General features: G+C 53.5%; 13 protein-coding genes and 2 pseudogenes. 10 read left to right on the forward strand and 5 right to left on the reverse strand.

Annotated features, from left to right (window positions below; genetic code table 11):
- Positions 1–491: 491 nt before the first annotated feature.
- The 9 genes and pseudogenes from EKK48_12560 (at position 492) to EKK48_12600 (ending at position 12,633) form a co-directional block, all read left to right on the forward strand.
- Entirely contained in the window at positions 492–3,560 is a 3,069-nt protein-coding gene (locus EKK48_12560) for a hypothetical protein (GenBank protein RTL41747.1), read from the forward strand.
- A 187-nt stretch (positions 3,561–3,747) separates the two neighbouring features.
- Positions 3,748–5,991, forward strand: coding sequence for a hypothetical protein (locus EKK48_12565; protein ID RTL41748.1), 2,244 nt, complete (start codon positions 3,748–3,750; stop codon positions 5,989–5,991).
- A 14-nt stretch (positions 5,992–6,005) separates the two neighbouring features.
- The gene (locus EKK48_12570) at positions 6,006–6,611 is read left to right on the forward strand and encodes a hypothetical protein (GenBank protein RTL41749.1); all 606 of its coding nucleotides are present in this window, start codon (positions 6,006–6,008) and stop codon (positions 6,609–6,611) included.
- A gap of 224 nt (positions 6,612–6,835) precedes the next feature.
- The gene (locus EKK48_12575; protein RTL41750.1) at positions 6,836–7,252 is read left to right on the forward strand and encodes a hypothetical protein; all 417 of its coding nucleotides are present in this window, start codon (positions 6,836–6,838) and stop codon (positions 7,250–7,252) included.
- Between the two features lie 309 nt (positions 7,253–7,561).
- Positions 7,562–8,530: a hypothetical protein gene (locus EKK48_12580; GenBank protein RTL41751.1), complete on the forward strand. Its 969-nt coding sequence runs from the start codon at positions 7,562–7,564 to the stop codon at positions 8,528–8,530.
- Positions 8,531–9,218: 688 nt separating this feature from the next.
- Positions 9,219–10,217: a metallophosphoesterase gene (locus EKK48_12585; protein RTL41752.1), complete on the forward strand. Its 999-nt coding sequence runs from the start codon at positions 9,219–9,221 to the stop codon at positions 10,215–10,217.
- A gap of 94 nt (positions 10,218–10,311) precedes the next feature.
- Positions 10,312–11,079, forward strand: coding sequence for a hypothetical protein (locus tag EKK48_12590; protein ID RTL41753.1), 768 nt, complete (start codon positions 10,312–10,314; stop codon positions 11,077–11,079).
- 2 nt (positions 11,080–11,081) lie between these two features.
- Positions 11,082–12,206 carry a hypothetical protein gene (locus tag EKK48_12595; protein RTL41754.1) on the forward strand — a complete coding sequence of 375 codons (1,125 nt, stop codon included), beginning with the start codon at positions 11,082–11,084 and terminating at the stop codon, positions 12,204–12,206.
- Between the two features lie 235 nt (positions 12,207–12,441).
- A pseudogene (locus EKK48_12600) lies at positions 12,442–12,633 on the forward strand (hypothetical protein).
- A gap of 91 nt (positions 12,634–12,724) precedes the next feature.
- Here the strand turns inward: EKK48_12600 and EKK48_12605 are convergent.
- The 5 genes and pseudogenes from EKK48_12605 to EKK48_12625 form a co-directional block, all read right to left on the reverse strand.
- Positions 12,725–13,894, reverse strand: a complete 1,170-nt coding sequence (locus EKK48_12605) for a hypothetical protein (GenBank protein RTL41755.1) — start codon at positions 13,892–13,894, stop codon at positions 12,725–12,727.
- A gap of 287 nt (positions 13,895–14,181) precedes the next feature.
- Positions 14,182–14,400: a hypothetical protein gene (locus EKK48_12610; GenBank protein RTL41756.1), complete on the reverse strand. Its 219-nt coding sequence runs from the start codon at positions 14,398–14,400 to the stop codon at positions 14,182–14,184.
- 480 nt (positions 14,401–14,880) lie between these two features.
- The gene (locus tag EKK48_12615) at positions 14,881–16,272 is read right to left on the reverse strand and encodes a hypothetical protein (protein RTL41757.1); all 1,392 of its coding nucleotides are present in this window, start codon (positions 16,270–16,272) and stop codon (positions 14,881–14,883) included.
- A gap of 2 nt (positions 16,273–16,274) precedes the next feature.
- Positions 16,275–19,070: a hypothetical protein gene (locus tag EKK48_12620; protein ID RTL41758.1), complete on the reverse strand. Its 2,796-nt coding sequence runs from the start codon at positions 19,068–19,070 to the stop codon at positions 16,275–16,277.
- Positions 19,070–19,210, reverse strand: a pseudogene (locus tag EKK48_12625) (hypothetical protein). Before EKK48_12625 ends, EKK48_12620 begins: the two are co-directional and overlap by 1 nt.
- 724 nt (positions 19,211–19,934) lie before the next feature.
- Here EKK48_12625 and EKK48_12630 point away from each other — a divergent pair.
- Entirely contained in the window at positions 19,935–21,194 is a 1,260-nt protein-coding gene (locus EKK48_12630; GenBank protein ID RTL41759.1) for a diguanylate cyclase, read from the forward strand.
- Positions 21,195–21,270 lie beyond the last annotated feature (76 nt).

Genomic DNA, 21,270 nt, shown 5'->3' on the forward strand with positions numbered 1-21,270 from the left:
CGCAACTATAAAAGATGCCATAGATGCCACCAAATTCGATGGCCAACTAGCAGTAAACATATACGCACAGCAGCGCGCCAGCGGATATACGCCTTTTTTGAAAGTCAAGCCAGTTGGCAGTTTGCAGCCCCGCTCTTCTCTTGGCAGGCGACACTAGATGTAGGTTAAGCACCGCACATGATGGCAGACAATCTCGACATTTTATCTTGCCCGAAACCAGGCACCTGTCAGGCAAAACAACTTTGAACAGCTTTTGTCACTAAATTTACACATTGCCTTAGTGACCCTACCGGTAGTATGTTATTCCCAACGAAATTTTGAGCGCGGAGTTCAACTCCAAATAACAATTAAACGGTCTGCCTGCGAAGTACGTTCGCAGCGTCTTTTGTTCGTGCCCGCACAATCTTTTCTCCCCGAAGCTCTGTTTCCCCGGAGCTATCTTCGAACGCACACAACCACAAGCATCCCATCTGGAAAGGAATTTTCTATATATGTTGACAGTCCAACAGAAGGAATTGTTATCACAGGCCAATAGCCAAAATTCGACTCCCGTACCTGCCGAGGCCGGGCTGCCGAATTTTACAAACCTATATTGGGAATCGACACAGGAAACACTGGTCGGTCTCTACGGTAAGAGAGATTCCTCCAGTGGGTTGCCAGTGGAAAATATCAACGAGATCATCCACCGCGTTGCCCTCTCAATCGCCATCGCCGAGTTGAAGTATGCCCTGACACCAACTGAATTGATAGATCTCGAACTGACAGAAGCTACAGCTCACCCGCGTGTCCAACAGTGGGCAGCTACTTTCGCTGACAACATCGGCAACCAGAGATACTGGGCCAACACGCCAGCCAATATCAATGCAGACCCTGAAGTCTCCCTGAAAGTATTGCAGTACTGGGCACACGGCAAGTTGGCCGGCATCAAAGAAGAAGACATCTGGCTTCGTTCAGAAGAATTGCGCCACGCTTTCTTGAACCGCAAAACTGAAAAAATGAGTACACACGAACAGTCCATGGGCAAACTGGCTTCAGAACTGCGTGGCTCAGGATGTCTGGCTGCATGCGGCGTTGCCTATGTGATCGACAGCCTGGAAGGCATTCAAGAAGCAGCTCGCATTGAAGCACTGGCCGCCAAAGCGGCTATGGGAATGGGCTTGAACACCTCCAGCCTGCGACCGTGGTCGTCGGTAATCTCAAACGGCGCAGCAGCTTCCGGTCCAGATCGCTTTTACGAAAAAACTATCGCCAAAGCTGTCGAAGCCGTTGCTCAAGGCGGTCGTCGCGGTGGCGCACTGATCGAACTGCGCAACACAGATCACCCCGACATTCTCTTCTTTATCGATAAGAAGAAACTTTATCCACCGCCAAGCCTGTCGAGCGTCTATCACTCGATGCTGAGCGAACTCAAGCAAAAACCGGGTGAAAACGGTCACAACTACAAGAAGCGCGTCCTCGCCGCTGCCGAAGCAAAATATGGCGAACTGTACGCACAGTACATCGAGCGTCAGAACTACCTCAAGAACACGAACGTTACTGTTCTTGCCATGCCGGGCTTTATGGAAGCAGTCGAACAGAAGCGCTTCTACGCCACTTCGTTCGATAAGAAGACCTGGACCGGACCGACTTACGATCCACGCAAACCCGTATACGATGCGAAGGGACAGATCATCGTCAACAAGTTGACGAAAGAACCGACATACGAAGAATACTCAGTTGAAATCGACAAATATCCGGAAGCGTTGGAAGCAGCACGTAAACTGCCGAATGCCGTTGTCGAGATCACAGACAAATATGTTCGAGTACGCGGTCACTTCTATGCGCCTGAAGTGTTTGCCCGAATCGTCGAAGGCATGAGAGACTCCGGCGAACCCGGTCTGGCGTTCTATGAGACAGTCAACGCCGGCAACGCCAACGATCACGCTTATGACCTGAACACCTGCAACCCGTGCGGCGAACAATTCCTGCCTGCCGGTCCCGGGCACGACGGACGCACCTACATGGGCAACTGCAACCTCTCATCGTTGCATGCCGCTCATCACGAGTTCTGGAACCCTGATGGCACCTACAACATGACCGCCATGAAAGCTGTCGCTCGCATTCAACAGCGCTTCATGGACAACGTCACCGACGTAAGCTGGTATCCGATTCCTGCTCAAAACATGACAGCCCGCCTTGAACGCCGAAATGGTGGTGGCTTTGCTGGTATCGCAGAATTTCTCTCGCGCCTTGGTGTTGAATTCGGCAGCCCCGAAGCACTGGCCGCGACAGAAGAACTGTTCCGCGAATACACCAGAGCTTCTTTCGACGCATCTACCGAACTGGCAAAAGAACGAGGTGTCTACCCACTCTGGGAAGGCAGCAAGTTCCACAAGAAAAATCAACGCGTTCGCAACAGTTGCATGACAAACAATGCACCGACAGGAACATTGGCTCAAGCACTGCAAACCAGCTGGGGTGTCGATCCGCATAACGGCATCGTCTTCTCCAGAAAAGTACGCTCACGCTTCGTTGATTTCGTCGCTCCAGGCTTCAAAGAAATGATGATCAAGCACGGCGCCTGGCCTGCCACAGAAGAAGAGCAGAACGCTCTGATGAAAGCAATTCGCGACAACAACAAATCGTGCCGCGGTCTCGCTCAAGTGCCTGAAGCAGTTCAGAAGGCCTTCCCTATTCGCGTGGAAATCGAGCCTGACGCCTACATCCGTCATCTCTCGGCTATTCACAAAGGTGCCGAAGAGTATCCGGAAACCTTCAACTCGGTCTCTAATACTTGCTCGATTCCGCTCGACTCAAGCACCGAAGCAGTTCATGATGCAGCCATGCTGGCATGGAAACTGGGTGTCAAAGACATCACGTTCTATCCGGACGGCAGTCGCTTGAGCCAACCAGTGGAAAAAATCGCCGCTCAAGATTATGCTCGCAACTCCGATCTGCTCACATTGCTCGGGCATCAAGAAAAGCGCTACATCGACGTAGAAGAAACTGTTGGTCAAACCTACAAAGTACGTGTCGGATCGCCTGAGGGTGGCTCAACACTGCACGTAAGCTTGAACCACGAATCGAATCGCCCCGGCGAATTGATCGAAGTCTACGCCAGAATGGGTAAACCAGGAGCAGTTGAAGCAGGCTTGTTCGAAGCAGTCGGCAGATTGGCATCATCGTTCTTGCAATATGCCGCCGAATTTGGTGAAGAAGAACGCGCCAAGGCTGAATCATCGATTGTCAGCCAGCTCGTCAACATTCAATCAGGCTATCCTGCCTTCTTCAAATTCAGCGATTCAGACAAAGCGATCACTATCCAATCGCCGTGCGACGGCTTAGCAAAAGCCATTCAGCAATATCGCAAACAACACGGCGGTGCAGTTGATCCAAACTTCGAACAGCTGACTTTCATGAGCAAATTGACTGAAACAGTGAGCATGCAAGCCCCTGAAGAAACGAAGGCAGCACAAGGCGGACGTGCACTACCATCGTGCGGCAAATGCGGAGCGGAAGCATTCGTAAAAATCGACGGCTGCCTGGTCTGCCAGGGCTGCGGGTTTTCGAAGTGCGGCTAAGTTTGGCGTCCAGGTAACCCGGTAACTCGGAATCAAGGCAACTCGGAATCAAAGAAAGGACGGTGTAAAAACCGTCCTTTTTTCATTGCCACTAATCAGACACAACTCGGATATACAAAAGACTGGTCTGATTCACCTTACCAGATTGCCCAGAACCCGATTCTTCTTACCTGAGAGGACCACAAACGTGGCGATTGAGGCTTTGCACGAAAAGCAGCCGGAACAGGCAAAACAGGCGCTGTTAGCCCACCCTGTCGATGAGCAGCAGTTTCTGCAAGCCAATGCCATCCACACGGCCGAGTCGCAACGCCAGCGTGATTCTGCTCACAGCCTGCCGGCTCTAGCCATTGTCTTAGATAGTCACAGCCACGCTAATGACCATCAAATCAAGAAAAACGAGACACTAAGTGAAATCGTCGCCAGAGAATTCAACTTACACGACTGGAATTCCATTCGTGCAAAAGTGCTTGAGATTGCGGCCATCAACCACATTGCCGATCCAGACAAAATCAGAGATGGACGAGCTCTGCATTTGACCGAGCCAGAGCACACGGAAAAGCAGGCTGAGCAAAAGCTCGTCGACAAAGATAGTAAAAGCCATCCAGACCAAGCGGACAAGCAGGTTCCAGCAAAGAAGCAAGAGCCGACAGACGCAACAGACAAGCAGGTTCCAGCAAAAAAACAAGAGCCGACAGACACAGCAGACAAACAGGTTCCAGTAAAGAAACAAGGGTCGACGGACACAGCAGACAAGATCCAGAATGCACCGCTGGAGCAGCACAAGACTGACGATGCAGGCACTGCAACAGAATCTCCGCGAGAAAAAGCACTGAGAGAGTGTCAGCAAGAACATGACCATCTGCTCGATCAAGCCTATCAAAAAATGACGACTAGCGAGCGCGAACAATTTGCTGCATCGGTCCGCCAGTTCGAGAGCCGCATGCCCGAACTCGCCAGGTCATACGAGATGCAAGGTATGAATCGTGAAGACGCTGAAATTCGCGCTTTCAAGGAAGCGCAGAAAACATATGAGCAGATCGGTCGACTGATCGAGGCAAAAGACAATCCGACTCTTCCTGTGACTGAGCATCAAAGAATCACACTGGCAGAACAGACCATGCAGCACGCAGCCAACCCGACATCAATCGATCAGGGGAAGCACAGAACATGCTCGGTCAATAGTGTAGAGACTCGCACTTACACTTCAACACCGTCTGAAGCAGCGCGCATGGTGGCAGACCTTGCCACTACAGGCGAGTACAGAACCACCAGAGATCATGTCAAAGTCGTTCTCAATAAAGACGATCTGACACCCGACCAAGAAGCAGCCAAAGCAGGAAAAGTCAATGGCATCCGTGACCACGCCAGCCAGCTTTTCCAAATTGGCGCAGTCAACATCTGGTATGCAGGAAACGAACCCAATCTGCGATACGAACAACGTAAGATCGATCCGACACTGACTCCACCAGACACTGGTGAAAGAATCGTCGACTATTCGTCAAACCCACCGCAAATTATGCGACCTGGCTTTTTCGCTAAGCTGACCGGCACCAGGGAAGACGAATTCAATCGCCCCAGACTGGACAACGACAAAGTTGTCTACACCGGTAACCAGATCGAGGGCAGCCAGTCAAAGGACTGGCACCTAAGTAGCAGCAACGTGAAGAGCGTGGATGAGCTGGAAGCGAAATTAAAAGACGCGAAAGAGCACGGCAAACTGCCACTGGTGGCTGTCGTTCACACCGGCAACGAACCCTTCTACACCGACTCTGGAGGAGGCACAGCCGGCGGATCAGGCGGTTGGCACGCCGTCACGATTACAGACTATGTTGCTGGACAACCAGCAAAAGTTGCAGTCGACAACCAGTGGGGAGCGACCCTAGATCATCTGGGACAAAACAAAATCAACATTCAAGACATGTATAACGCGCTGAATACGCCTGAAGTAGCCGCCGCCGAGATGGAAAAAAATCTCCCTAAAGACGGAACACCGCACAACCAGGAGCAACAGTTCGAGTCACTGGAAGTGGCACGCATCAAGCATGCCGCCGGCAAAATAACAGACGATCAGCTCGCTCAGACTATCACACACGAGCTGTCGGACATGCACGCAAACGGCTTCGACAAAAGAACAAAACAGAAAGTGACTCAGCTCCTGCAAAGTCTACCGTGTTCAAAACAGCTTGACTTACTGACTACAGCAAAGGCTGACGGCGTTTTCGATGACGGCAACGTCTCCTATCAGCTCGCGCGTATAGCACACAAGGTAAGGCAAGCCTTCAACGACGAAACCGTACCGCATACAGAAGAAAGACTCAAACAAATCAAGCATCTAACAACGAGAATAAACGAGATGAAGTCCCATCTTCCAGAAAAGGATCAGAGAGATTTGGAAGACTACATGTCCCAATGGCACAAGTTACAACCATAGCTAGAGGAATTGAAATGGCGAATTTTTGCGAACAAGTCGAAACTGCGCAACCGGTGTCAGTCGACAATCACGCCGCTCTGAAACTATCCCTGGAATCAACTGGGAGAATGCCGAATCCCAATCAAAGGAGAGAAACTGTTTCGTTCGGTCAGGTCGACAGCGTCATATTACGAGACGACTGGGAGAAAGGCATAACCGAAGCAAGTCCCGCTCCATTCAGCGAGTATCATTCGACCAAATTTCCGGAAACCAAACTGTGTTTCTTTTACCGCGGTCACCGCATGTCCGAGAGCGGCAGTAACAGCTTTACACAGACTCTGTCCCAGGCAGATCACGCCCTCTCGCAATCCGAGATCAAATCGCTGGATGAGGTGCTTGGCACCAAAGCAGACAAAGAGTCATACACGATGCTCGATGCAAGAACCCAGTCGCTGAACGGAAAGCGAGTGCTGATCGTACGGGGCGCCTACCTGGAAAATCACTACGAAAACGAAACAGTTTATGTCGACTCGGACGGTTCAGGCAGTGCGGTTCAGGAAATTTACTGGCAATCGCCACGCTCTGACTATGCAGCCCAGGGGCAAGTCAGAGCCGCCCTGCGTTCCATTTCCTGGAAGTGAGCGAATCGCGCACCACTGCTGCTGCTGAAGCACCTACGCACTGCAAAGTCTCGGGAAATAAGGGCTATATTCGGCTGACACATTTCAGCCACCATAAAATTCGATAATTGTTCAATTCAATGTGCAGTTGATTGACAGGCATTCCAGCCATTCATAACCGACTCGCGGTGTAAAAAAACGACCAGACTGCAGTAAAAAAACTTTCAAAAGAAGTGAGGTGCAACATGCAATTTGAGACGACCGAATCAGCCAATGCTCGCAACAGCAGTGAGTCACAGCAGGCGATTCTGAGCGCCGCGGAAATTTTCAGCATCGAAGACCGCAATGTCAGGCGAGTCGCGGCCACAACATGGGGCGCGCGCGCAAGCGGGATTCCAGAGCTCACTGATGTTCTTCTAACGGATCAGTCGGTTCAAGGACAGCACCAACTCACAGTTGAAGCATGCGGAACTTCACTGCCCAGCAGCAAGGATGAGACCCTCGCCAGAAGCCTCGTTCAAGTTGACAAAATGCATGACAAAAACTTGGCAAATGCCATTTTCCACGAGCTAAAGGGCGAGTTGTCAAAAATAGCTGACAATCCCCCCACTGCCTTACAGCGCTTCAATGAGCTAAAAAATTGCCAGGGCTCGCCGGAATAAGCAGCCGCTTTCAAAAGTTTCATCCAGTTTGCCACTGCCGCCACCATATACAGCATCACATTCAAAAGACGCCTTTTACTATGCACCATATGCAGTGCAACAAGAAGCGAAGTTTCGACTGCAAAAGTAGTCGATCATGACAATTCGCAACCCCTGTTAAAGCACTAAACTGGTGAGAAGTCGGTGTACAGTGACGCCTTTTACTGTGTATCATGGGGGCTGGAATCTAATCTAGAAGTGTTCTAGGAAAAACGGGCACCAGCTTTCCTCTCGGACCAGCTTTGCTGAAAAACCAAAGACAAGACCAAGATGCCAGACGACCGCAGCGGCGTATCTAAAACTCAGACCAGCAAGGATTATTACTACATCCTCGGTGTACGTCCCGATGCGACTTCAGAAGAGATTACAGAGGCCTATCATGACCTCTACGAAAAGTTCGGGCCGCACGTCAGCGTTCAGGGTATGGACCCTGACATTTTGATCAAGACATTCAAAGACATCTCCGATGCCTATGAAGTCCTGATCGATCCGGCTAAGCGTCGGGAATACGACAAAAACAGCGCCAACGCTCGCAACAGCAGCTCAGACCTGCGCGCCCTCTGGACGAAGCACGCGAGTGCCGCTCCCACTGCTGAGATGGACAAAGATCGGCAGCCCAAAGTGCAGGCGATGGCGATCGAAATGGAGCTGGAGGTGACACTTAAAGAAGCTATCAAAGGCACGCACCGGCAGATAAAAATCAGCGATCCAAAACCATGCTCCGAATGTTCAGGTCAGAGAGCCGTGAACAAGATGCAATGTCAAAATTGCCGCGGACTTGGCTATTTCAACGTAGAGAGAAACGAAGAAATAGACCTGCCGCCCGGCATGTACGACCAGATGGACATAAGAATCCCCGATAAAGGCCGCTACGACCTCCGCGCAGCGCGCAAAGGCGACCTGATTGTCAAAGTACATCTCAAACAACACCCGTTTCTGTCAGTACTTGGAAGAGACCTGGTTTGTACCGTACCTGTGACCATTTACGAAGCGATGCTAGGTGCTGATATCGAAGTGCCGTCCGCGACTGGAAAAGTTGTGATGAAGATTCAACCGCTAACTCAAACAGGTCGGGTCTACAGACTGAAAGGACTGGGACTGGCTGGCGCGGATCAGCTAGTTACTACAGAAGTCGTGATTCCGCAGCAATTGACTGGTGAGGAAGTGGCCCTCTACAGGAAGCTCAAAGAGCTATCCAGGGAGCCAAACCCACGAGATGCCATCTTTAGCAAATTGTGAGGCTCGCGTAAGCCGCATACGATGCAGGTTTAAGAGCAACCACATGACAACCGCAATCCTATCCAAGAGCCTGAAAACCCTGGCCAGGATTGATGCATCAGCTCCGCTAGACATCACATTTTGCAATTTCTTTCGTTTTTAAAGACTGTTGCGCCTGCGCCAGCCAGTTAACAGTCCAACGTAATACACCCCGAGGCGCCAGCACGCCCAAATATTAAAATTGTCAAGAGGCTGGTCCTGTGAGGCTTTCAGATGATACGGGGCTAAGGCGAAGTTGTAACTGTTCTTCAAAGAAACTACGCTGAGGGTACATTTCTCCGTTTCCTCCGCCTAGGTCCCGAATCCCCCTGTTCTAACCTAGTACTTCATCTTCAGCCTTCCCTCCTTGCCCTGAGCAAGCTGGAATTCTGACCGTGAGTGGATCTGGATGAAATGACCGTTTACTCGAGCTGCGGTTTTCACAACACCACCCCGGCTCAATCACACGCACCTCGCGAAAACCGTGTTGAGGTGTCAAGGGCGATGGTTGTCATCGGCTCCGTTTCATCACGAACATCTCCTCAGCGAGTGATGGTGTTCGAGCGATGGCAACTCCCAAAGTCCATTCATCAACCAACACCTCACTTCCGAGGTGCCTATTTCCGTGCCTCCAACTCCATAAGTTGGTCGCAGGAAGGAGAACAAGATCATGAGTACCAAAGCAAGCAGGTCTGTCGAAGACGTCGCTGCTAAGGTCGCCGCCGTGGCAAAGGTCGACGAGACCGCAGTCCGTGAAGCGATCTACAACGCGATTCGTATCGGCAGCCTCAAGCACTCCGAATTCGGTTTCTTGACCTTCAATGGCGTGCTGCCGTTGCAGCTGCCTGACGGTCTTCGTCTCGCCATCCTCCCCGACATCCACGCCCCTGCTCACCACGAGCAGATCATGTGGGCGGTCAAGGAGTTCCTGGCGGACTACCAGCCCCACATCCTCGTCCTGATCGGCGACGTCGGCGATGTGTTCGGTCTTTCGGCCTGGCCGAAGAACGCGCGCATCCCGGAGAACCTGGCATGGGAGGTCGGCGAGACTCGTGAGCTCATCGACGAGCTCATCGAGTGCTCCGGCGCCATGCACACGTTCATCACCATGGGCAACCATGAGGACCGCAACCGTCGCTGGCTGATGAACGTCGGCTCGAAGATCGCCGGTCTCGTCGGCATGGGCTCCCGTGAGCCGATCATGTCGTTCCACGAGCTGCTCGGCTACAAGCCCGGTGACCCCGTCACCTTCATCTACGACCTCCAGAACGCCGGCGGTTTCGGCGGCGGTCTGAAGCTCAATGGCGACCTCAAGCTGATTCACGGCTACGTCGTGCGTCCGCGTCCCGGCGCCAGCCCGCGTGCGGTGTCCGACAAGGACCTGCAGTCTGTCGCGCACGGTCACACCCACCGTCTCGGTTCGAACATGCGTGAGATCACCAAGGGCGTCATTCGCTCCTACGAGCTCGGCATGCTGGTCAACCCGAACCACTCCATGATGGGCTACGCCAACCTGCTCAACAACTGGCACCCCGGCCTCGCCGTTGCCACCGTTGTGAACGGCAAGGTCCACATGAACATGATCCCGATCATCGAGGTCGAGATCGACGGTCGGCCGCGCCACGTCTTCCAGTGGAACGGCAAGCTGTACACCTCGACGGACCGCTAACCCGCCCGTCTTCACAGGTAATCAGGCAGCAGAGCCAGTCGCAATTCCGCGGCTGGCTTTGACGCGCCTATATCTTCGAATCTAAGGAGAAGTTATGAGTACTTCAAGAAAGAAGGCGGGCCCGCAGCTCAGCAAGCCGCGGAACTGGCCGCCCAAGAGTGTCCTGGAGCCCGGCACTAGCCACAAGTGGGTTCCCGTCGTGGCGTTCGACTTCCACGAGGTCGTCGTCAGTTTCATGGAGCAGTTCGCCCGCGTGGCCAACGCTTCATACCCTGGTGCCAACCTGGATGCGTCCAAGGCTGGTTTCTACAACTTCGGGTACGACCCGGAGGTGGGAATCAACCCGGTCGAGTTCCAGCACCTGTTCAAGCACTTCTGCATGCTCTCGTCCGGCGGCTACGGCGACCTGCCGATGATCCCCGGCATCAAGGAGCAGATGGAAGCGATCAAGGCTGCCGGCATCGGCATCACCATCCTCACCTGGGTCCCGGGCGCAACGGACGTTGTCGGCGACGACAAGAACCCGCTGCACTCGGGCATCGCCCAGCGTGAGACGATCAGGCTGATCGAGAAGCTCGGTCTGCCCGTCGACGTCGACCGTGACGTCAAGTTCATCTCGCCGAACCAGAAGCCGGGCTACCTGGGCAAGAAGCACATTCCGCTGCTTGTCGAGGACAACCGCACGACCGCTGTCGCCGTGGCTGACATGGCACACGCGGCAATTCTGGTGCCGACGAGCTACAACCAGGTGACCTGCCCGAACGTTCTCCGGCTGAAGAGCCGCGACGAGCTGAGCGCACGGGTCATCGGCTTCTACGAGGAGCTGCGTTCGCGCGGTCTCCTTCTCGAAGGGAGGCGATAACCATGGCTAAGCGAAACAACACCCTGAAGCCGGTGGTCGTCAAGGAGCACGCCGTTCAGTCTCTGGCTGAGGCGGGCATCTACGACCTCGAGCTTCCCAACGGCACCAAGATCGTGGCCCTGGCGAACACCCTGTTCCCCAACCACGACGAGAACGCCGTCAAGCTCATTCTCGACCACATCGAGCGCACTCGCCCGGAGGTCGTGTTCCTGCTCGGTCACATCGCTGACGAGGACTCGTTCCGAGCGCTGGCCGACACCGAGGTCAACTTCCTCCACCGTCTGAAGGACGCCCAGGCGCTCGCAGACGCGATGGCCAACGATGGCTTCGAAGAGCGCGTTCTGGCGCTCGGCAAGGCCAACGGCGACTTCATCAAGCGCTTCGCCCAGTTCGGCGCGTCGGTGTTCTACATCCCTTCGTGGACGAACATCGGTCTGCCCAACGAGCTCTCCATCATGGACTACGTCCAGATGAAGAAGCGCTTCCTCGACACCTGGGCGGCCAACCACCCCGACGCTTCGGACATCCCGTCTGACCCGTCGGTGAAGCTGCCCACCGAGATCGACGAGCTGTTCGGCATCGACGGTCTGGAGAACATCCAGGTCCTGCCCTACGGCGCCGGCGTGCTCGTGAACGGCACCACGCTGTTCATGGTCGGCTCCTTCCGTCGCCGTGCCGCTGGTGACTCCTCGCAGGAGGAGTGGCTGCAGCGCGGTTACGACATCGTCAAGAGCGTCGACGGCAAGTCGGGCTCTGCCTGGTGGACCGACATCGAGCACACGCTGCCCGAGCCGGTGAACAACAGCCACCAGTCGCACGAGGTCGGCTACCTCTGGCAGGCGAACCGGAACGGTCACCTCGGTGACTACCACCGTCGCAGCCAGAGCATCGGTGTCTTCACGATGTACCACGACCACCTCTTCGGCGAGGTCGTTCCCTTCGTGCCGGGCAGCGACGGTCGTCGTTCGCTCGTCATCGAGGGTCACTCCTACACCGAGGAGACCGCGGGCGCCAAGAAGAACGGCGGCACCCTGAAGCTGGCGCACTCGAAGAGTGAGCCGCTCAAGGTCAATGCCCCGACCCGCCGCGGTGCCGCTGCTCGCTCGACCCGGTCGCGCAAGCGGTAATCGCAAACGACTCTAAAAGCGGCGCTGTATGCCGGCTCGAATGAGTCGTCTCTCTTCGGAGAGCTGGGAAGAGTCTGCATCCGGAGTGTCACGTAGCAAGCGAAAGCTTGTGAAATGGCACTCCGGCTCTGCAGATTTTTTCTGGCTCGCCGTTTATTATAATCGATAGTATTATCCGGTTTGCCACCAAAAATGGTGACGGTGTAACATACTCACTTCAAACAGGAGAGACCAGATGAAAAACCGGGGCGTGTGCCGGAAATGCAAATCTCGCGACATCATTCGCATCGACGCAAAACTGGAAGGCGGCACCGTAATTTATCTGGGTCTGGTAGAAACAGTGGCATTGACTCGTTACATCTGCGGCAGTTGTGGATTTACCGAAGAGTGGGTGGATGAGCCAGAAGACATCGACAGATTGAAACGCCGCTTTCAATCACGCTTCAGAACGGATCTGCCCGAAACTAAAGACGACAAGGGACCAAATCCTTCTCGCTGGGACAAATTCAAAACCTAGACTAAAACGGGCTGCTGGGTCTATCCGAGATGCTGTCTACAAGCGCTCTTGTTAAACCTGAACGCTGCAACTCACCGAAAGTCTTGCTGGAAACGATTGGAAAAGTGCGCTGTAAATTTTGCACGAAACCGGCACCATCAAAGGTATTCCCGACCTGCAAAAATGTAATTCTGATTTCATCGGGGCGTCGCATTTGACTCATTGTCTGCCCGATCACTTGCACGACTGAACCTTTGTCGGTTGGCTCACCATCGGTGATTATAGCGACGATAAGCGGCTTGACGTTGCCGTTTGTAAGGTCTTTCCTGCTGAAATAATCGCCAAGGGTCTGTCTCAGCGCAGTCGCCTCATTGGTCAGACCACCAGGACGAAATTCGGTGAAAATTTTCGGAATGTCCTGCACTTTCACATTCGGAAAAATTCTTGTGCCGGTGGAAAAGAGAACCACACTCAGACCAGCAGGAGCAGCACTCTGATATTGCTGGGTGAGTGCGGCGATTTGCGCTCCACACCAATCCCAGCGGGTCATGCCGCCGAAGCCGCCACCACCACCGAGACTGATACCGCCGAAAGCAGCCAATATGTGCATCAAACTGCTGCTGTTATTTCCCAGACCAAGGCTAGCCAAACCGCTGCCAGAGCCGACCCCAGGGCAGTCAGGAGTGTTCATCGATCCACTTTTGTCGATGACCAACACCACATCATGCTGTGCCAGTTTCTTCAGCTCGAGCTGTGTGATTCCACCGGCAAGTGGTCTTTGTTCTGCTTGACCGCGCATCATGTAATCCTGACTTCCACCGTTGAGCGGGCGCAGATTAGACGAGGCTTGATCGGCAAAAGCCTGCATGTCGTTACGTTGCACGCCGCCGGCAAGCGGTGCGCGCCCCATCGAGGCTTGCTGATTTAGGCCATTGTCGTCGGCAAAGCCCTGCATGTCGTTGCGTTGAACACCGCCCTGTATGACATTTCCAGGTCCAACAAGACTGGATGAACCATTGCTGCTGTCTCTGAAATTAGGCGCCGGTGCGGGACCGTCATCTGGATTGCTGTAGGATGGCGCTTGCGGTGCGGCTCCACGTTGAATACGAAAGGACTCTTGCGCAGTAACGCTGCCCATCGAGAAAGTGGAGAAAGTGACCAAACTCAGCCCGATAGCAAGCAGCTTCTTCATTGGAGCCGTAAAACCTCTGTCCCAACCTTATTTTTGAGACGACGCGCAAACTGTCATGTTCCTCATAATGCTAGCGCCTATTTGTCAAACAAGCGACAGTTCAAGCTAAAACAGCAATTCAATTCTCCTTAGTAGACGCTTCGTTTATCGCTTTCAGTTTAAATACTAAAACAAATAGTACTCAGGAAGCAAAAAATTCCGGCACCATATATGACACTACCCGCTACGCCTTCAGAGGGGGCGATGTGCCCCCTCTGAAGCGTGACTGACTCGCCTGCGACGCTGTACTAGCGCATGGAGCTCCAGCAGTTGCGGTGGTAGTACAGCTTGCGGCGCTTGGGCGCGGTGACGGCGGTGACGAGGTCCTTGAGGAGGATGCTCGCGCCGGGCGTCGGGCAGTTCGCCGACATGCAGACGTGCTTGGTGGGGCGGTTCTCCAGAGCGGCCTTCTCGGCGGCACGAACGCCGGCGGTCTGGTTCTTGCTCGTCTTCTTCGGAGCGGCCATTTCAGATCCTTTCTCGCCCTGGTGGGCTGTTTGGACAAACGCGTCGGTGCGTTCGCCAGGGAACGGGTGTACGAAACTCGGTGATCAAAAGTCCATGCACAAGATGCTCAACAAAATCTGTGCACGAAACGGCTGGACAAAAGTCCGTCATCAGAAACAACGGGACTTAAAATTAAAACAGTGAGCAGCAGTGACCAGGAAATCGAACATCCAAATGGCGGATGTGGCGAAGCAACTTCGATGTTCGATTTCCTGGCAGGCCACTTCTGCAATGTAATGCCCTGAGACGACGAATTTGCTGGTCGAACCAGAACTGCACACTGGTGTGTGCTGTGGTGCGACGCAAACTCGGCACTGGGCAAATGTTTGGTGTTTGACGGCTATGGAGAGGTTTGGGCAAGAGGAGCGGTTGTACCAACACCCTAACAATGACTGAAATTCAAATACAACATCGGGGGTTGTGGCCTTGTTTGAATTTAATCAACCCGGCGGCGATGGGGGTAAGTGTTCTCGCTGCAAGAGTTTTTGCAGCTGCACCTTTCCCTGCGGCGATCGTTCGCCGATGATGTATAACTGCCTGAGCGCGCGCTTAGCCAACTTGGGCTCCTGGGCCGCAGCGAAAGATCTATAAAGATGCAACGCCCCACGCATCTCTCGGAACCCAGTCAGCGAACTCTCGTGCTCCAGGTGCGTCAGCCCGTTAATCTGGGTCTGCCTGGCGAGCGCAGTTTGACCAACCAGGTTTTGTACATTGGAGAGCATTACGAAGTCTAGTGACGTGACGGGAATAGCCTTGAAACCCGGATCTTGATACAAAAAAGCGACCCGGCTACGCACCCGATTAGCTTCGGCAGGATGACCCGACTTAAGTAGTGCATCGCTGGTCTGAATCAACAAGTTCATCTGAAGAAATGGATCGATGGAAAATGCCTTTCGATAAAATTCGATACCAGATTTAGTATCACCCTGCAACTCTCGAGCCAAACCCCAAAGTGCATATGAATGACAAATTTCACCCATGTATTCCTGACGTCGAGGCAACATATTGATTGAATCGCGCAAGGTAACTTCCGCCTGATCCGGAGCGTTGCGCGCAATCTGCATGAAGCCCAAATAGCTTTCCACCTTACCTAAGCGAGCCGTATCTCCGATGAATTTGCGCGACGCCCTCTGCAGACGCTCCAGTTGCTTCTCGGCATTTGCATACTGACCACGCAAGATCGCTGCCACAACTGTGTTGTAACGCTCGTCGAACTCAATCACAGTAGAAGAAGATGAATCGATATCAGCTTGAAGTTCAGCGGCGAGGGCATGATCGCCAGTCTTTTCAAGCACGTTGACATAATTTTGGTTCACAACTTCGGCAATCGATGGGGGTTCGACTATTTTGCTGCCCAACGCGATTGCCCTGGCGTAAGCATGCTTGGCTTCCATGTCTTTATGCTGCTGCACAAGAACGTCACCCAGTGACGCAAGAGCCTCATACTCCCTTTCATTCACTACAGACTGATCGAAACGCGGACTCGCTGATTTTCCAGGCAGTCCATCATAATAATCGACAGCAAGCTGCAAGTTTTGCGCCGCAGTGTCCAATTTGCCCTGAGCGATCTGCGCTCTCGACAATTCCCGCAGCATCAGTGGATATTGAAGTGCATTGGCACTATTTTTTGCCAGGTCAGCAGCCGCCTGGTAGAAATGCTCTGCTTGAGAAAATTGATTCGATTGCAAACTCTTCGATCCCAATTGAGCCTGCTCTTTGCACTTCTGCTCGTAATCCGTAGAGCATGAGCACAAAATCGTCGCCACAACAGCGGTACCGATACACGTCCTGAGCATCGTGAAGCATTTAATAGGCTTGGAAGTGGTGAACATTGCTACTTGCGACGTTTTGATTTCTTCGGCGCAGCGCTGTTTTTCACCCCACCCCGGACTTTTGCTTTCGAAGTGCGGGGCTTCTTTTTAGAGTCTTCATCAGCCGGCTCTTCTTCCGCAGCATCGAGATCCTCTGCAACCGCTTCTGATGTTTTCTTGCCGGTTTTCTTCTTCGAATCCTTCTTGACCGATACAGGCTCTTCTTTTTCTTCTTCCTGTACTTCCGCTTCGGCTTCTTCCACCTTCTCTTCTTCTTTCAGCGCCTCTGCTTGCTCGGCTTCTTCTACCTTCTCTTCTTCTTTCAGCGCCTCTGCTTTCTCGACTTCTTCCACCTTCTCTTCTTCTTTCAGCGCCTCTGCTTGCTCGGCTTCTTCCACCTTCTCTTCTTCTTTCAGCGCCTCGGCTTGCTCGGCTTCTTCCGCCTTCTCTTCTTCTTTCAGCGCCTCTGCTTGCTCGGCTTCTTCCGCCTTCTCTTCTTTCAGCGCTTCCGCTTTCTCAGCTTCATCCGCTTTCTCTTCTTTCGGCACTTCCGCTTGGGTTTTCGAAGTGTAAGCGGCATACTCGCTGCTTGCCTCAGCTGAAACAACAGCAATATTCTGGGCACTAGAGTCCTCAGTCGCCGCAGGGCTTTCGACAGCTTCCTCTTTGTCGCTCATGACTGCCAGCTCTCCGGTTGACGGAACAAAGACAGCCTGCAGAGAATTAAAAGTAGTCGAATTACGCTTCCGAGCAGCCTTCTTATCTATCTCAATAGCAGCCGCGGAGCTATCAGCAGCGGTGGTCAAGTCGGACGAAGGTCCTGTACTTGCAGCCAAGTTTGCATCCGCATGGTTCTCCGCAACGGGACCCGACCAGGCGGAAGACGTTTGATTATCGGATGATGGGTTCTCCTGATTTGCCGCGTTAACAGGAAAAACGGGCTGGTTGGGACTGGACGATTTAGCAACCGCAGGCGTACCAGTTCTTGAGGGCGGCGAAAAACCAGTCGAGGGAGAGACTTCTCGATTCTGGGGTGGGGTCGGAGCCGCCAGTGGTGTCACAGGCGGTGCAGCAACCGGAGCGGGCGTCGCGGCGGTAGTCGTATTTTCGACCCCCGAAAGTTTCTCAAACACCTCGCTCAAGGAAGAAACCTTTTTACCACCGATTACTGTCTGTGGACGGTCAGCCTCAACCGGCTGCGACTGAGCCATCGCAGCTGGTTCAACTGTCGGGGTTACCGCCGGAGCTGGTGAAGCCGCGGGTATGTCCTTCGGTGTCTCCATTTGCGGGTCAGTGCGCTTGGCTATCTTAAGACGCTCTCGTCCATAGCCAAAGGCAATAGGCGGAGTATCATCCTGCGCCACCGCTGCCGGCGGTGCATTTACAACCGGAGCAGCGTCTTTCTGCGTAGACTTGGGCTCTTCCGCGAAATCGTCAGGTTCGAAAATATCCACGGTGCGAGAGACATCGCCAACATAAAAGCTCTCGTCCACTTCGTCATCAAACATCATCTGCAGATTGGCCGACACGGTCACGGCTAACTCCAGATTGACGGATTCAAGCGCCTCATGAATCTCGGCACCATCTTTGATATCACCAAGAACGGCCAGTGCCTCTCCCGAAGTCAATTCGTTAGAGCCCAGAGCATCCGCGCAAATAGAGGCGGCCATAATTGTTCGGGCATCCGCCAGACCCAACATTTTCAACAATTTAACGGCCTTAGATTCATCCTTCAGGGCGTTGCTGATTGATTCAATAATGTCTTCTCGATCGAAATACGATGCTTCAATCAACAGCTCTACTAAAAGATGGAACTGCTCGTTTTCGCTGGAGGAATCATCACGCTCTGGCTCTTGCTGAGATTCCTTCTCTTTTTCCGGCTCCTTCTCAGCGCGAGGTTCTTTGGAAGTCTTTTCTCCTGCTGCGATCACTTCAGCAGCAGGTTCGAAGTCCGGAACCGGCTGTTCAAATGTCTCAGCGAGAAGCTCGGCAGATTTCTTACCATCGAATGTTTTAGCGTAAGTTCCCTGCACAACCTCTTCGGGATGACGCAATCTAGCCTCGTCAGCAGCCACAGAAAGGGGCGGCGTAGTGGGCTCGACATCGTTAGGGTCGAAGCTTTGCGACTGCACGAACGCAGACCAGGATGCCGCCTGCTGCTCCTTAGGTACAGCCTGAGTGGAACTTTCCGACACAGGATTGCGCTGTTGAAACATCGACAAAACATCGTGAATGGAAAGGGGCGCAGGAGACGGAGACGCCTGCGGGGTCTGAGAAGACGGCTGTGATGGCGACGATGGAGCTTGAAGTTGCGGGTAGCCCGCCGGCGGAGAAGATTGGGTTTGCTGCGGATAACCGGTCGGTTGAGACTGCTGCGGGTATGGTTGTGGAGTTTGTGGAGGCTGCGGATAGCCCTGCGGCGGCGTGGGCTGCGGAGACTGCTGGTAGCCCTGCGGCGGCGTCTGGGGAGGCTGCTGGTAACCCGGCGGTGGGGTGGGCGGCGCAGGCTGTTGGTAGCCCTGAAGCGGCGCCGGAGAAGGCTGCGGAAATCCCTGCGGAGCCGACGGCGCATTCTGATACGCCTGTGGTGGAACTGGTTGCAGGTGAGGCGCCGAAGCCCCCGATTGCGTAGCCTGTTGCTGATAGGCCGGGGGCGAAGCCGGTTGCGAAGGCTGCTGATATTGCTGCTGCGATGCTGGTTGCGGTTGCGAAGGCTGCTGATATTGCTGCTGCGATGCTGGTTGCGGTTGCGGAGGCAGATGATTCTGCTGAGGAGGCTGAGCCTGCTGCTGAGGCTGATAACTCTCATAAGCATGCATCAATTCCTGTGATACGAATACCGGTGACGGCTCTTGCGCCCGAACCGGAGCTGGTGAGACGGGCACGTCGGTACCAGACTGCAGCCCCCGCTGCCAGTTGTGATGATTCTTGCGAATCTCATTGATGGCTTGTTCTTGCTGAACGTTTCCGGCGCTTATATCGGCCAACATAACGTTTAAAACGGGAATAAGCGATGACGAAATAGCATGTTCACGCACCAACAACTCGCCCAGTGAGACACTGGTGGCCAGGCTGGTCATCAAAGCCTGTTCAAGCAACTCGCCTGGAATGATGGCGGCATCGGCCAGAAGTTCAGCCATCTCAACACTTGCAGTTCCATATTTAGGAACCACGTTGAGCGCTTCCAGAGCATTTTCGAAGGGCATCTGATGTTGAGAAGCCAGCGCCAGTGCCCGACACGCGACATCTACAGTCAACAACTCCTCGCGAATCAGCTGTTGAGCCACAAGCGCACAGTCTAGGTCGTGCTCGGACAGACAACCAGACATGATCAAAACCTGCCCGAATTGCAGATTCATATGTTTGGCCAGCTTCTCGGCTTCGGACAGATCGACTCCTGTAACTATGCCGGCACGAACAAGCAATTCGCCTATTTTGATGACAATATCGTTCACGGTTCCCACAAACTCCCAGCAGCTATAGACCATATACACCGCAATCACAAAAATTGAACGTGCAGAAAAAATTTCTGCGCAATGGCGCACAGCTTGATTCTCAACCCGACCCAAACGCAGCTACTAATGCTGATAGGTGCAGGATTTGCCGGGTGAGATTAATAAATCTACTGGGTAAGTCAAAATTGACTCTACAATATCGAGTCTGCATATCCAGGACGAGTCCGCATGTCGTTATACGATTCCTTCGAGCAAACACAACCGGGTCAGGCCGCAACAACGGTGACCCTGCAGAAAATGTCAGCCGTTCCCTCTGTCACAGATCTTATGTTGGCGCTATCAACAGCGCAGCAAAACCAAACCAACATCGTCGAACTTCCCTGGAAATCAAACAATAATCCAAACAATTACATAATCAAAGTGACATGCAGCATAAACGCTGAGGAACCCACGTGGTTCCTGCACCTTGGCGGTGACGAAGATCAACCCGTGCTCTGGAACTACGAAACAGTCGACGCCACTCTAATCCACACTCTCGTATTGGCAGAATGCGAGCGCACCAAATATACAGCACCGATTGAACAAGAACCTGCAGGCTTGGAGCTGCCGCTGCCCGATCTGAGCGCTAACAACGCTCCCTACCTGCCGCGCGAGCACGAACAACACCTTCCCACGACTCATGGCAGGACGGAAGTGAACACCAGTCTCGAGTGGAGCGATCAAATGGCGCCGTCAGCAAGTGGATACAGCCTACCTCCAGGTAACACAGGTCAGCCGGCGGCGAACTATCAAGCCGGGCCGCCGCCACCGACGGTTGCACTTCAACCAGCGCCCGGCCCAGCCAATCTGCAATACACAGCCAATACACAAACTCCATCAAGTGAATTTCCGATGACAAATGAAGAGCTTTCCAGACAGAGTGTAGCGACAGCACCAAGACCACTTCCCGCTCCAGTCGATCTGGACCGCTCGGCTGTAGACAGCATTTACAAGAGTTTCACCAATCCGGATACCGGCTTCATTTCGCACGGTGCCTTCCTCTTCTTCCTGGTCAATGAATTCAACCGGTTTCAAAAAGATCCCAAGCCACTATCAGTAGTGCGCTTGGATCTTTGCATCAGGCCGATGAGCCCGGAAAGTACAATCACGCCGGTGCCACAAAAGACTTTGCAAGAAGCCGGAAAGCGAATTTTTTCAGTAATGCGCCCGCTTGACTGGGCCGCCCATTACGAACAGGAATTTGCCCTCCTGATGCCATTCACAACGCGAGCTGAAGCCGGTCAACTAGCACAGCGCATCGCCCACGCTCTCACCCAGTCACCGCTCGTGCCAGGGCTCGACCCAAAAATGCTGGGAATCTCGATGGGTGTGGCTTCTATGCCTGAAGATTGCACACACCCGGGCATTCTGCTGGCAGCCGCTCAGGAGGCAAAAACCAGAGCTCGTAAAGCTGGCGTACCTGTTATGCTCTTTAATGACGGCATCTGAACAGAGTACACAAATTCTGCACATCACCAGGATAAGATGCCCTTGAGCTTGTCATGGCATCACTGAACTCTCATTC

The sequence above is a fragment of the Candidatus Melainabacteria bacterium genome (assembly GCA_003963305.1).
GTDB lineage: Bacteria > Cyanobacteriota > Vampirovibrionia > Obscuribacterales > Obscuribacteraceae > PALSA-1081.

Excerpts from the sequence above, each read along its gene's own strand:
- EKK48_12595 (RTL41754.1), top strand. The coding sequence starts at position 11,082 with ATGGCTAAGCGAAACAACACCCTGAAGCCGGTGGTCGTCAAGGAGCAC.
- EKK48_12630 (RTL41759.1), top strand. The coding sequence starts at position 19,935 with ATGTCGTTATACGATTCCTTCGAGCAAACACAACCGGGTCAGGCCGCA.
- EKK48_12585 (RTL41752.1), top strand. The coding sequence starts at position 9,219 with ATGAGTACCAAAGCAAGCAGGTCTGTCGAAGACGTCGCTGCTAAGGTC.
- EKK48_12560 (RTL41747.1), top strand. The coding sequence starts at position 492 with ATGTTGACAGTCCAACAGAAGGAATTGTTATCACAGGCCAATAGCCAA.
- EKK48_12615 (RTL41757.1), bottom strand. The coding sequence starts at position 16,272 with ATGTTCACCACTTCCAAGCCTATTAAATGCTTCACGATGCTCAGGACG.
- EKK48_12575 (RTL41750.1), top strand. The coding sequence starts at position 6,836 with ATGCAATTTGAGACGACCGAATCAGCCAATGCTCGCAACAGCAGTGAG.
- EKK48_12610 (RTL41756.1), bottom strand. The coding sequence starts at position 14,400 with ATGGCCGCTCCGAAGAAGACGAGCAAGAACCAGACCGCCGGCGTTCGT.
- EKK48_12590 (RTL41753.1), top strand. The coding sequence starts at position 10,312 with ATGAGTACTTCAAGAAAGAAGGCGGGCCCGCAGCTCAGCAAGCCGCGG.
- EKK48_12620 (RTL41758.1), bottom strand. The coding sequence starts at position 19,070 with ATGCATGCTTATGAGAGTTATCAGCCTCAGCAGCAGGCTCAGCCTCCT.
- EKK48_12570 (RTL41749.1), top strand. The coding sequence starts at position 6,006 with ATGGCGAATTTTTGCGAACAAGTCGAAACTGCGCAACCGGTGTCAGTC.
- EKK48_12580 (RTL41751.1), top strand. The coding sequence starts at position 7,562 with ATGCCAGACGACCGCAGCGGCGTATCTAAAACTCAGACCAGCAAGGAT.
- EKK48_12605 (RTL41755.1), bottom strand. The coding sequence starts at position 13,894 with ATGAAGAAGCTGCTTGCTATCGGGCTGAGTTTGGTCACTTTCTCCACT.